The following is a 14,165-nucleotide window of genomic DNA, read 5'->3' on the forward strand; positions in this document are numbered from 1 at the left end:
CTTTAAATACTTTAAACTCTTTAGCTTAAATATGTCTCAAGCAATAGAAGATAAGCTTAGTAAAATACCTGTCATTAATTTATTAGTGAAAATTTTAGGTAAAATAAAGCTACCTGGTTTAGAAGGTTTATCTCTATATGATTTGCTAGAATTATATATTACAGGTATTGCTAAAGGCACTTTAGGAACTAGAGCAAGTGCAATTGCTTATAGTTTTTTTATGGCTTTATTTCCGTTTTTGTTATTTGTAATTATTGTCATTCCGTATATACCAATTGAGGATTTTCAAACCGATTTTTTAGTGTTTTTAGAGTCTATTTTACCACCAACAACATCAGATTTTTTCTCTGATAGGATATTTAATAATATAGGAGGTAATCAAAGCGGTAGCTTATTATCTTCGGTGTTTTTACTATCCATATTTTTAATGGCAAATGGTATTAACGCTTTGTTTTCTGGTTTTGAAAACTCGTACCATCAACAATTAACACGTAATGTTGTTAAACAATATTTGTACGCTTTAGGGATTGCTTTAATATTATCCTTTTTACTAATACTAACCGTTGCTTTTTTAGGGTATTTTAATATCTATGTTATAGATAATTTAAAAGACTATGGTTATATAGAAAAGCGTCAAGTCAGTATCTGGAGTACTTTGGCGCAATATGGCTTTTTTGTAGTAATGGTATATTTAGCAACAGCTGTGTTGTATTATTTTGGAACAGCAGAGGGGAAGTCGTCTAGGTTTTTCTCTGTAGGAGCTTTATTTACAACCATTTTAATATTACTAACGTCTTATTTGTTTGGAATTTATATCGAAAATTTTGCCAAGTATGACGAGTTGTATGGTTCTATTGGAGCTATATTAATATTGCTGTTTTATTTATGGCTAAACGCAAATATTTTATTATTGGGCTTCGAGCTAAATATGTCTTTAAAACAACTTAGAAATAAGGTTTAAAGACAATAAGTAACACAAACAAATACATTTTTAGATTGAATCACTTTATAGATGTCATACTTCCAATTCCTTTAGAAAAACGTTTTACGTATAGTATAACGCAAGCAGAAAGCGAGTTTTTAAAAACAGGAATGCGTGTGTCTATCCCTTTCGGGAAATCTAAAATATATACTGGTATTGTAGCAAATATCCATCAAACAGCTCCAGTAATTTATGAAGCTAAAGAGATTCATCAAATACTAGACGAGACGCCAATTGTAACCCAATTGCAGTTACAATTGTGGCAATGGGTTGCAAAGTATTATATGTGTACAGAAGGCGAGGTTATGCGTGCAGCATTGCCAAATGCCTTTTTGTTAGAAAGCGAAACTATTATTAGTAAAAATGAAAGTCAGCAAATCAATGATGTTGACTTAAAAGATGACGAATTTCTTATTTACGAAGCCTTGCAGCATCAATCGTCACTTAAGATTCAAGATATTTCTAATATTTTAGATAAGAAAAATGTACTTCCAGTAGTTAAACGTTTAGTAGAAAAAGAAGCAATTATATTAAATGAAGAAATTTATGATAAGTACAAACCAAAGTATGTTAGATACGTTAAGTTAACTTCAGATTATACTTCTGAAAGTGCTTTAAATAATTTGCTAGAACAATTAAGTAGCAGAGCAAAAAAGCAACGCGATGTAATTTTAACGTTGTTTTCTATTTCGGCAAAAACAAAAAAACCAGTAAAAGTTGCAGACGTAGTGGCAGAAAGCAAGACATCTTCTGCAACAGTAAAAGCTTTAATAGACAAAGGAATTTTAGAAGATTATCATATCCAAACGGATCGAATTGTTTATGAAGGCGAAGAGAATGAGGCTTCAAAACAATTAAACAAATATCAAATTGAGGCTTTAAAACAAATACATACCAGTTTTGAAACTCAGAATGTGGTGTTACTGCATGGAATAACCTCTTCTGGTAAAACAGAAGTTTATGTTAAGTTAATAGAAGAGGCTATTACAAAAGGACAACAAGTCTTGTATTTGTTACCAGAGATTGCTTTAACTACTCAGTTAGTTACACGTTTACAAAACTATTTTGGAGAGCAAGTGGCAGTGTTTCATAGTAAATACTCAGCTCATGAGCGTGTAGAGGTTTATAATCAAGTTTTAAATAATTCCGCTAAAGCGAAAATAATTTTAGGTGCACGATCGTCTATCTTTTTACCATTTAATAATTTAGGGTTAATTATTGTGGACGAAGAGCACGAGTCGTCATTTAAACAATTTGATCCAGCTCCACGTTATCATGCACGTGATGTAGCTGTCGTTTTGGCTTCGTTTTTTAAAGCAAAAACCCTTTTAGGTAGTGCAACACCAAGTATAGAAAGTTATTTTAATGCAGAACAAAAAAAGTATGGCTTAGTCCAAATTAATAGACGTTACAACAATGTCCAGCTTCCAGAAATTGAGCTGGTTGACATTAAAGACAAGCAGAAACGTAAAAAAATGAAAGGTCATTTTACCGATAGGTTAATCGAAGAAATGACAGAAGCAATTGCAGATGGTCATCAGATAATTTTGTTTCAAAACAGAAGAGGGTATTCTCCAATTGTAGAGTGTGGTACTTGTGGTCATGCACCACAATGTCCAAATTGTGACGTTAGCTTAACTTATCATCAATATCGCAACCAATTGCGTTGTCATTATTGTGGCTATAATAGTGCAATGTTATTAAAATGCATGGCTTGCGGAACAGCAGATTTAGACACCAAAGGTTTTGGAACAGAACAAATAGAAAGCGAAGTCAAACAGTTATTTCCAGACCTTAAAGTGGGTAGAATGGATTTAGATACCACAAGAGGTAAGTTTGGTTATGAAAAAATTATAACTGCGTTTGAACAGCAAGAGATAGACGTACTAGTTGGTACACAGATGCTAACCAAAGGATTAGATTTTAGAAACGTTAAGTTGGTTGGTGTTATGAATGCAGATAACATGTTAAACTTTCCAGATTTTAGAGCACATGAGCGTAGTTTTCAGTTAATGCTTCAAGTGTCAGGTAGAGCAGGACGTACAGAAAAAAGAGGGAAGGTTTTAATACAAACCTATAATCCATATCATAAAATATTACAACAAGTATCTACTAATGATTATGTTGCAATGTTTAAAGAGCAGCTTGAAGACCGTTATAATTATAAATATCCACCATATTATAGATTAATTAAAATCACCTTAAAACATCGTGATTATAATAAGGTAAATATGGCTAGTGATTGGTTGGCAAAAGCGTTATCGCAACTGTTTAAACATAATGTTTTAGGACCAGAGTTTCCGCCAATTTCAAGAATACGTAATCAATATCATAAAAACATATTAATTAAAATACCACAAGGTCAACCTTTAGGTAAAACCAAAGAAGCAATAAAACGGGTAGAAACTACTTTTAATGCTATTGGAGATTTTAAAGCAGTACGATTAATAATTAATGTGGATAATTATTAATTAGATATAAATTTGTAAGCAAATTTGGTTACCAAATTAATTCTGCTGTATAGCGGAATCTTTTCTAATAAAAAAATCCCACTTAAAAAAGCAGGATTTAATTCTATAAAGTAATTAGTGTTTTTTATATGCTATTTAAAGCATCAACTAATTGTGTTTTCTTATTTCTACTTAAAGGTATTTCATAAGCTCCAACTTCAACATTTTTACTGTTAAATCTATCTACTTTGTCAAGATTAACAATGTAAGACTTGTGGATTCTTAAAAATTTACCTTCAGGTAATTCATGCTCAAAAGCTTTCATTGTAGATAGTACAACAAGACTAGTGTCTTCAGTAACTAGTTTTACATAGTCACCAAGCGCTTCGATCCATTTAATATCTCTAATATAAACCTTACGTTTTTTAAGGTTACTTTTTACAAAAATATGCTCGCCTTCTTCTTGATTAAAATCAAGCTTAAGTTTGTGTTGCTCTACAGCTTTGTCTACAGCTGTATTAAAACGCTCTCTAGTAATTGGTTTTTGTAAATAATCTGTTGCATCGTAGTTAAATGCTTTAAATGCATATTCTGTTTTACCAGTCACAAAAATAATTTGGGGTTTATTATTTAAGACGTCTAATAATTCAAAACCATTTAATACAGGCATTTCAATATCTAAGAAGATTAGATCTACCTTATGCGTGTTTAATCCATTTTTAGTTTCTAAAGCACTGCTGTATTCAGCAATTAAGTTTAGATTATTGTTGTTTTCAATTAGCTTTACAATAGATAGTCTTTGTATTGCTGAATCGTCAACTACTACACAATTTAATATCATAGTATTTATTCTTTATAGGTTAAGTTATCGACAATAGTACAAAAAATTCGGATTAAAACCAAAAAACATCGCTAAAATGTAAATTTTAACATTTGCTAAAGATAAAAATGAATGCTTTTTATTAAGGTAAAATAGACACACATCTACTTGTGAGATTAAATAAAAAGAATTATTTTTGCACTCATTTTTAACACAATAAATTAGATTTTTATGAATCATTATGAAACTGTTTTCATCTTAAATCCCGTTTTATCTGAAACTCAGATAAAGGAGACAGTAAAGAAGTACGAAGATTTTCTTACGTCTAGAGGAGCAAAGATGGTATCAAAAGAAGATTGGGGACTAAAGAAGTTAGCCTACCCAATCCAAAACAAGAAAAGTGGATTTTATCACTTATTTGAATTTCAAGTAGATGGAGAACACATCAATCCTTTAGAAGTAGAGTTTAGACGTGACGAGCGTTTTATGCGTTACTTAACTGTAGCTATGGACAAACATGCAGTGTCATGGGCGGAACGTAGAAGAGTTAAACTTAAACAAAAAGCGTAATTATGGCAAGTATAGATCAACAAGCAAAAGGAAAAAAAGAAGGAGAAATTAGATATCTTACTCCTTTAAATATAGAAACTAACAAGAACAAAAAATATTGTCGTTTCAAAAAGTCTGGTATTAAGTATGTAGATTACAAAGATGCAGACTGGTTATTAGGATTTGTTAACGAGCAAGGTAAAATTTTACCAAGACGTTTAACAGGTACATCATTAAAGTATCAAAGAAAAGTGTCTGTTGCTGTAAAAAGAGCACGTCATTTAGCTTTAATGCCTTACGTAGCAGATTTATTAAAATAAAAATAGCATAACAATGGAACTTATATTAAAACAAGACGTTGAGAATTTAGGATTTAAAGACGATGTTGTAACGGTAAAGAACGGTTATGGTAGAAACTTTTTAATCCCTACAGGTCATGCAATTTTAGCAACAAAATCTGCTAAAAAAGTATTAGAAGAAACTTTAAAGCAACGTGCTTTTAAAGAGGCTAAAGAAGTTGAAGAAGCAAATAAAGTAGCAGAAGCTATCAAAGCTTTAGAAATTAAAATAGCAGCAAAAGTTGGTCAAGGAGAAAAATTATTTGGATCTGTAAACAACATAGACGTTGCAGCAGCTTTAGCTAAAGAAGGTCAAGAAATTGATAAAAAATACATTACTGTAACAACAGTTAAGCGTTTAGGAAAATATAGCGCAGCTGTACGTTTACACAGAGCAGTAAATGTAGATTTAGAATTTGAAGTTGTAGCACAAGCTTAATTTCAAACTTATTATACTATAATAAAAACCGTTTAGAGCTTTCTAGACGGTTTTTTTAATTTAAAAAACTTAATATTAATAACGCTTTCGCGGAAATTGAGCCATGAAGAATTTATATTTTATCTTCCTTTTAATAAGTTTAGTGTCTTGCAAGGACAAAAATCCTGATGTTTCTGTTTCAGCCGAAACAGTAGAAGTCAATAAAAAGCAATCAGCATTAATCGAATCTTTTAAATATAATCCAAAAGACGATTTAATTATTAGTGTCCACAGAGGTGGAAAAGGATTGCAGCACTACCCAGAAAACTGTTTAGAAACCTTAAAGTATATTAACGATAGCATTCCAGCTATTTACGAAATAGACATCGCGCAAACCAGAGATAATGTGTTAGTGTTAATGCATGATAATACGTTAGAGCGTACCACAACAGGAACAGACAGATTAAATAAATACACCTACAAAGAGTTGCAAGCTTTTAATCTAGTGGACGATTATGGTAATACAACCAATTATAAAATACCAAAGCTAGAAGACGTGTTGCTTTGGGCAAAGCAGAATAATGTAATTTTAACATTAGATAAAAAAAGAAGTGTGTCTTTTGATGCAATAGTCTATTTGGTTAAAAAACTAGAAGCAGAAGATGTTTCTATTTTAATAACCTATGATTTGCAACAAGCAACAGAAGCTTATAAATTAGCACCAGAATTATTGTTATCGGTTTCTGCTAGAAACGATAAAGAATTAGATTGGTTATTACACTCTAAAATACCAACACAAAATATGTTGGCATTTACAGGTACAAAATTATCGCCAGATAGCTTTTATAAAAAAGTACAATCCTATGGTATTAAGACCATACTTGGTACATTAGGTAATTTAGATAAGCAAGCTCAAGCAAAAGGCGAAGTGCCTTATACTATATGGAGAAGTAAAGGAATTGACGTGTTTGCAACAGATAGGCATTTTGAAGTTGCAAAAGCATTAAAGATTACAAAATAAAAGAATAAGATTTCCGTCTTCACGGAAATGAAAGAAACAAGTATTAAATGAAGTATTCAAGATTAACAAAAGAACAATTTGAAGAGTTACAACAAGAGTTTATTAATTTTTTAGCAACTCAAACCATTACAGCAGATGAGTGGGCAACATTAAAAAAGGAAAAACCAGAAGTAGCAGAGCAGGAGCTGGATGTGTTTAGCGATTTGGTTTGGGAAGGTGTATTATCAGCTGCTAAGTATGTAGAGCATATATCACCTCAAAACATTCATTTATTTGCTTTAAAAGAGGATCACATGCATGTTATTAGTATTAAAATAGAAAATCCAATAGATGTGACCACTACAGATGGGTTTAATTGGTTGCGCGAAAACTTGATGGATGATAGTGTTAAGTTTACACAAGGTAAAAAAGACTATTCTGAAGATAAAAGTTTGGATAAATTTAAATTAATACAACAAGGCGCAAATATTACAAAAGGACAATTGTATGAGTATTTGTTTAAATTGATTAATTAACAAGTTTATGCGTAGGCAGTAATCTAATTAATTAACTTTCGTTTTTAAAAACTAAACTACTATTTTTGTTAAAGTAGTGATTAATTATAGAGTTAACGTCACTTCGAGTGATTTGTGAAGCATAAGCAAATTGTATCGAGAAGACACAAAAAACATCTCTTTTTTCAAAGAGAATAAATATGGCACAAAAACCAAGCATACCAAAAGGAACCAGAGATTTTAATCCAGAACAAGTTGCAAAACGCAATTACATTTTTAGTACTATAAAGACAAAATTTGAACGTTTTGGGTTTCAACCTATAGAAACACCAAGCTTTGAAAACTCTGACACCTTAATGGGTAAATATGGAGAAGAAGGTGATAGACTGATTTTTAAGATATTGAATAGTGGTGATTATTTATCTAAAGTAAATGACGAATTGTATGCTGAAAAAAACTCAAATAAAGTAACTGCTAAGATTTCAGGAAAAGCTTTAAAGTATGACTTAACAGTCCCTTTTGCAAGGTACGTAGTACAACACCAAAACGAGATTGATTTTCCTTTTAAACGTTACCAAATGCAACCTGTTTGGCGTGCAGATAGACCTCAAAAAGGACGTTTTAGAGAGTTTTACCAATGTGATGCAGATGTTGTAGGTAGTAATAGTTTATGGCAAGAGGTAGAGTTTGTGCAATTGTATGACCATGTTTTTACTGCACTTAAATTAGAAGGCACAACTATAAAAATTAATAACCGTAAAATATTATCTGGTATTGCAGAAGTTATTGGAGCAAGTGATAAGTTAATAGATTTTACTGTTGCTTTAGATAAGCTTGATAAAATAGGAGAGGAGAAGGTAAAAGAAGAAATGCTAAGCAAAGGTATTTCCGAAGAAGGAATCTCTAAGCTACAACCATTATTTACTTTAAAAGGAGATTTTGGAACACAAATAGACAGTTTAAAATCTATACTAAGTACGTCTGAAGAAGGACAAAAAGGAATTGAAGAATTAGAGTTTATTAATACTGCTATTTCTACTTTAGGTTTAAAATCTGCTAAGTTACAATTAGATGTCACTTTAGCTAGAGGGTTAAACTATTATACAGGAGCTATTTTTGAGGTCTCTGCACCAGAAGGTGTAAAAATGGGATCCATTGGTGGAGGTGGACGTTATGATGACTTAACAGGAATATTTGGTCTTAAAAACGTTAGTGGAGTTGGTATTAGTTTTGGATTAGATCGTATTTATTTGGTGTTGGAAGAGTTAGGCTTATTTCCTGAAACTATTACAAAATCTACAGAAGTGTTATTCATCAATTTTGGAGATAAAGAATTGTTATTCAGCTTAAAAGCTATAAAAGCATTAAGAGAGAATAATATTAATGCAGAATTGTATCCTGACAATGCTAAAATGAAAAAACAAATGAATTATGCTAATAAGCGTAACATACCATTTGTAGTTTTAGTAGGTGAGGAAGAGTTGAAGAATAATCAATTCACTTTAAAAAACATGAATAGTGGAGAACAAGATAAAGTAGACTTAGCGACTTTGATTGCTAAGTTGAAATAAAGTTTTTCACTTATATAAAATCAAAAAGCCGAAACTTACGTTTCGGCTTTTTTTAGTGAAAATGTGAAATGATTTGGGGCATTCACTTACTCAACTAAAACTTTCTTTGAGATTTCACCTTCGTCCGTTTTTATTTTAATGATATAACTTCCTGTACTTAATTTATCTGTTTTTAACTCGATATAATCTTGTGTTTCTATTTCAGAAAAATTAATGATATGTTGACCTAAAATATTATAAAGGTTTACAGTTTTAATAGTGTTTAATTTTGGGTTATTTACTACAATACTTTGAGAGTTGTTAGCATAATAAGTGTTTATTTGAGTTTGTAAAACCTCATCTTCTACACTTAAAGTTCCAGGTACATTAAATACGACTTCAAAACGATTTAAGTATTCTCCCGCAGCTAAATTAATTACAAAGTCAGATTGTCTTAAATCATGATATGTACCATTTACAGCATCGTGTAAATAGATGTCTAAGTTGGTAGGTACGTTTTCTAGAGCATCAATAGTTAATGTGTTATCTCCAGCAGTATTTGTTTTTATACCTATTGGTAACACTGTATTTACATCAATGACATCTGTACCTTGGATAATGTAATTGTTATTATTAATAACCCAGTACATGTCATCCATTTGTTCATCTGTTAACTCTCCATCATAACCCCAATCATAACCAGATTTTGAGTTAGGATCTTGAGTTACTAATAGTTGTCTGTGTATTCCGTTAACAGAGTTTAGACCTAATCTAATTTTTAACCTATTATCAGAATTATAATTAGTAGCAGTACTGTTTTCTGCAGACATTCTGACAAATACAGAAGACGTTCCTTCTTTTTCAAAAACACGTTGACTATTACTAAATCTTACGTTTCCAGTGTTTTCACTTTTTACAAAAAAACCTTGTGCAACTGGAATGTAACGACCTGGTAATTTTGTTGGTGTTCCACCTGTTGCAACCAATGGATCATTTGTTCCGTAACTTGCAGCTGGAGTTGCTCCAGATAAGTTGTAAGTTGCGTAACCACCTTGGTACTCTGCTAAATTATGAGATCCTCCTCCCCAATGTTCCCAGAAGTATAATGTACCAGTTGTACTACCAGCACCTTCAATAGTAGGAGCATTGTCTAATATAAATTGATGAGCATCTATTGCAGAAGCATAAGGGTTACCTACTAAATATTCGTTTCCAGCAGTAATAGGAAGTGTAATATCACCATTGTTTGGTTTACCTTCAAGCACGTAGTTTTGTTCTAATAATACGTTTCCGCTTGTGTCTTGTACACCTTTCATTGTAAAACCTTCTCCTGCAGATAATGATCCTGTACTACGTACGTGTTGCCATTCCGCATAAGCTCCAGATTGATTTGCGTATTTCCAAATCCAGTAATCTGCAATACCAATTGGTGTACCAGAAGTACCATTATAACCACTAGTTAAAAAATTGATGTTTACTGGAGCAGCAGAGTTTGTACCATCTTTGTAAACAGAAGGTAAAGTATAGTCGTTATTGTTACTAGTTATATTGCTTATTCCTACTGGTGACGACCAGTAGTTATACGTATATAAATCTTGTGTTCCTTGTTGGTCACGCTCTAAAGTACCTGCACTAGTTGTGTCTAAATCACTATCTAATGTTTGTATTAACTGAGACTCTCCTTCTAAATCAATCTTACCATCTAATTTTAAATAGTGTGTAATAGTTAATCCGTTACCAACATTTGAGGCAGTATCTCCATTAGCAGTTATTTTGTTGCTTTCAACAAATAACCCTAAAACTGTTCTGTTTTGATTGTTTACAGAAGGTAAAGATGTGTTGTCTAAAGTAAGGTCGTGATTAGTTTTAACAATATTCCAATCTATTGTAATATTTGGATCTACAATTGAAGCAGAACCTGGAATATATAATTCAGAACCATTTACCCAAGAATTGTTAGTATCCCAACTTCCATTTGCATTAGAGTTATAAGGTAGAGGAGAGGATTGATACTCTAAAGTAAACTGATCTGGATCTGTTAAGCTTCCTCTGTTTCCGTTTCCAGAAACATCATTAAGATGTGTTCCGATATAAGAGTTCATGTTGTAATAAGCTTTTAAGTTAGTCCAGCTTACTGATTTAATTTCATTTTTAGTAATTGCATTTGGTACTACTGCACCATTTACTACAGTTCCAACTTTTTCTAACTCTTGATTCATTACATACTGTAATTGTGGAAGAGACAATGCTTCGTCCCAAATTCTAATCTCATCAATATCACCTTTAAAATAGTCAAGTACGTTTGTTTTGTCAACATATATTGCTCCAATAGCAAACTCTGCTCCATTTGGTGTTGGGTTAGTAATTGTTTTTGTGTTATCTAATACTCCATCAATATATAATCTTGCGGTATTACTGTGGTATATTACAGCAACATGATGCCAAACGTTATTTGGTAATGTAGTGTTAGAGTTTATTCTGTCTGCTGGTAAATTACCAATAGAGAAACTTACTGTATTGTTATCTGTTAAAAAGAATTTATATCCTTCAACACCATTGTTTTTAGAAACAATTATTTTGTCTGTAGCTAATGCATTAGAACCATCAGGCTTTACCCAAGCAGAAGCTGTAAAATCTCCTGCTAAGTCTACTTTGTCACCAACTACTGTTACGTTATCTATACCATCAAAACCTAAATGTCTTGATCTTACTTCTTCATGAGCAACACCAAATGTAAAATATTTAGTTCCATCAAAATCATAAGTACCTTCTCTTGTTGCAAGACTATTAAAAGTACTAGGGTCTAGGAATACTGTTTGTAAGTTTGTTGTAAACGCAGAATCATCTGATACTAGCATCACATATGCATCATTCCCTACTAAAGGTGGTAAACCAGCTAAGTCAGTTTCAAAAACAGAAACTTCAACTTTTCCAACATCATCTCCAGCAGTTTCAACAATTTTCCATTTTCTGTTCATTACATCAGTAACTGTTGTAATAGTTGCAGGTCCTAAATTAACTGTAATTGATACTCCAGAAGTATTAGTGTTTTGTCCATCATTACCCCAAACTAAAAACTCGTTACTAGTATTAAATGTGCTTGAGTTTAAATTGTTTGTTAATTCGGTATTAGTTAATGACATAGCAACAATACTGCTATTGTTTACACTTTTTGATTGTTTTTGAATTAAATCAGAATCATCATCTTGACCAATTCCAGCAATATCATAGTTATATCCAGAGTTAGCAGAAGCATCCCAGATTGTAGATCCATCTGATGCTACATAGTCTTGTGATGTACCATTTACTCCTAAAGTAACACCATATTTTATTGCTAAGTAGGATTGAATTTTATTGCGCTCGTCCACTAGATTTGCATCACTTTTACGAGAAGAAAACGATATAACTTCTACAACTCTTGCGTTCATTGAAGCTTCGTACCCTTCGCTTCTTCCAATCCAATAACGAGAATTATTTACATTAGAAAAATCAGGTAAATCGTTTTGTACTGTTTCTACATTATTAGCGTTATAATATAACTCTTGTTGCGTTGCAGACGTGTTGTTTCTTGCATTTAATATACCTACATTATTATAGTTTGCTGTATTGTTGTTATCTGCAACACCATAACCTGTAAATGGAGCAGAAGTTGTTGTTGGTCCAACACAATACCCAAATACTTCATTAGTAAACCTTGCAGAGTAGCGTCCATAACCAAATCCTGTAACATCTTCTGTGTCTGTAGAGATATCTTCATCTCCACAGAAAATATCCATGTTTCCAAAAGTTGTATCAATATTAGAGTCTGGTAAGATTACTGCAAACATATCTTGTGTATGAAAACCAGAACTACCTTCTAAAAAATCTCCATTAGTATCGTCATAAGAGAAATCTCCATCAACAGGAGCTAAACTATAGCTACTATCAAAATCAATTACAGGGTTAAAGTTTACGTTGTAATTTGGATTATCTCTATACGTAGGCTCTTGTCCAGTTGTGTTAACTGTTGCATTGTTTGTTTTGGCTTGATCATACCATGTAGATAATGGCTGATTGTCGCTAATACCAGCTCCATCATTTGCTTTTAACCAAGTCTCTAAATTAGCTGTAATTCCTCCAGGACCTTCAGTTAATGGTGTTACACCATATCCTTGAATATAAAATGTGTAAGGATTTTCATTTGAATCGTTGTTTGCTATAGTTACTATTGCGGATCTTAATCCATTTGAAGATGGGTCAAAAGTAATATCGAAATTTGTATTGTTACCAGCAGAAATAGGAGTGGAAGGTGAGCTTGATAATGTAAAGTCTGAAGCATTTGCTCCAGTTATTGTTACATAAGGAGCACTTCCTGTTAAGTTTAATGGAAGTGTACCAACATTATTAATTGTAAAAGAGTTAGTTATGTTTCCAGCAGATACATTTGTAGATCCAAAATCTGTGTTATCAGAAACATCAGGTGTAGAATCACCACTATTAATTGTTGTACTATTTCCAGTTAAGTTTATTTCTGGTTGAGCGACTGTAGTTGCAGTTATTGATATATCATCAATCGCCATGTCACTTCTGTAGTTACTTCCTGTTATTCCAGAAATTCTTATACTAATTGTTTGTCCAGTATATGCGCTTAAATCTATATTTACTAATGTCCAAGCAGCTCCATTACTAGTTTGTACTTGACCAGTTTGAGACCAAAGATTTGTAGGGAAAGTTAATCCATTATTTGTACTTAAGTCAACATTTAAAGTTCCCATATTACTTCCATACATATGATAGTAAAATGAAAATTGAGTAGATGTCGCTCCTGTTAAATCAAAACATGGACTAATTAAATTAGAAGTATTGTTATAGTTTCCGCTTGATTCTGTAAATAAATACCAATTACCACCATTTGCAGTAGATGGTCCTGTATTACTTGAAGGTGTACCATTAGAGTTTCTTGTCCAATCAAAATTATCTGTAGTTGATTGTGTCCATGCACCTAATCCAGATTCAAAACCTTCTGTATATGGAAAACTACTTACTGTTGAAGAGCAAGTGCCAGAGCATCCTCCAGAAACATTAAAGTTTAGAGTTGTACCAGAAGTTGTTGTTCCAGCTCCAGAATTTGTTAATACTGTTGTACCACTAGATGTAATTGTAATATTTGATGCTCCATTCCAACCGTCTCCATAAGTATCATACATTATAATATAATAGTTATTACCATCTGCAATACAACTTAAGTCTAAAGTTGTAGAGTATGAGTTGTTAGCACTACCATTATAACCATTATCTATGGTTGCTAATAGTGTACCACTTGGGTTATAAATCTCAACTCGATTTTCTGAAGACCAACTTGGCCAATTTACAGAAACTTGAACAGCTGAAGTTTGAGCAAAAGAAATTGAAAAGGTTAAAAATGCTACTAATATTATTAAGTTTTTATTTAATAATTTAGCTTTTAATACTTTAAGGGTAAAAGTTTTCATAAGCAGGAATTTTGTTTAGTTTGGGGACTAATATTGAATTCTATGCTAAAACTATTGTTTTACAAGCTTAAA

At 32.0% G+C, this 14,165-nt stretch carries 10 protein-coding genes; 8 read left to right on the top strand and 2 right to left on the bottom strand.

From position 1 onward, the window contains the following. The first annotated feature begins 31 nt into the window (after positions 1-31). Entirely contained in the window at positions 32-961 is a 930-nt protein-coding gene (locus SJY17_RS10075) for a YihY/virulence factor BrkB family protein (protein WP_397362430.1), read from the top strand. Between the two features lie 35 nt (positions 962-996). After that, the gene (gene priA / locus SJY17_RS10080; RefSeq protein WP_397362431.1) at positions 997-3,453 is read left to right on the top strand and encodes a primosomal protein N'; all 2,457 of its coding nucleotides are present in this window, start codon (positions 997-999) and stop codon (positions 3,451-3,453) included. Positions 3,454-3,577: 124 nt separating this feature from the next. Here the strand turns inward: priA and SJY17_RS10085 are convergent, their stop codons facing one another. Further along, positions 3,578-4,273, bottom strand: a complete 696-nt coding sequence (locus tag SJY17_RS10085) for a LytR/AlgR family response regulator transcription factor (protein ID WP_397362432.1) — start codon at positions 4,271-4,273, stop codon at positions 3,578-3,580. 210 nt (positions 4,274-4,483) lie between these two features. Between SJY17_RS10085 and rpsF the strand changes: the two genes are divergently transcribed. The 6 genes from rpsF to hisS all read left to right on the top strand — a co-directional run bounded on the left by rpsF (position 4,484) and on the right by hisS (position 8,643). Then, the gene (rpsF, locus tag SJY17_RS10090; RefSeq protein WP_397362433.1) at positions 4,484-4,822 is read left to right on the top strand and encodes a 30S ribosomal protein S6; all 339 of its coding nucleotides are present in this window, start codon (positions 4,484-4,486) and stop codon (positions 4,820-4,822) included. 2 nt (positions 4,823-4,824) lie between these two features. Then, positions 4,825-5,121, top strand: a complete 297-nt coding sequence (gene rpsR, locus SJY17_RS10095; RefSeq protein ID WP_028291330.1) for a 30S ribosomal protein S18 — start codon at positions 4,825-4,827, stop codon at positions 5,119-5,121. Positions 5,122-5,134: 13 nt separating this feature from the next. Then, on the top strand, positions 5,135-5,578 hold the full coding sequence (gene rplI / locus SJY17_RS10100) for a 50S ribosomal protein L9 (RefSeq protein WP_397362434.1): 444 nt from the start codon (positions 5,135-5,137) through the stop codon (positions 5,576-5,578). 103 nt (positions 5,579-5,681) lie between these two features. Continuing rightward, entirely contained in the window at positions 5,682-6,578 is an 897-nt protein-coding gene (locus SJY17_RS10105) for a glycerophosphodiester phosphodiesterase family protein (protein ID WP_397362435.1), read from the top strand. 47 nt (positions 6,579-6,625) lie between these two features. Then, positions 6,626-7,093: a DUF6495 family protein gene (locus SJY17_RS10110; RefSeq protein ID WP_397362436.1), complete on the top strand. Its 468-nt coding sequence runs from the start codon at positions 6,626-6,628 to the stop codon at positions 7,091-7,093. A 179-nt stretch (positions 7,094-7,272) separates the two neighbouring features. Then, positions 7,273-8,643, top strand: a complete 1,371-nt coding sequence (gene hisS, locus SJY17_RS10115; RefSeq protein ID WP_397362437.1) for a histidine--tRNA ligase — start codon at positions 7,273-7,275, stop codon at positions 8,641-8,643. Positions 8,644-8,729: 86 nt separating this feature from the next. Here the strand turns inward: hisS and SJY17_RS10120 are convergent, their stop codons facing one another. Further along, a complete protein-coding gene (locus tag SJY17_RS10120; RefSeq protein WP_397362438.1) occupies positions 8,730-14,093 on the bottom strand; it encodes a LamG-like jellyroll fold domain-containing protein in 5,364 nt (1,787 codons plus the stop codon). Positions 14,094-14,165: the final 72 nt, after the last annotated feature.

Origin of the sequence: Olleya sp. R77988, assembly GCF_044594215.1 — a bacterium.
Lineage (GTDB): Bacteria > Bacteroidota > Bacteroidia > Flavobacteriales > Flavobacteriaceae > Olleya.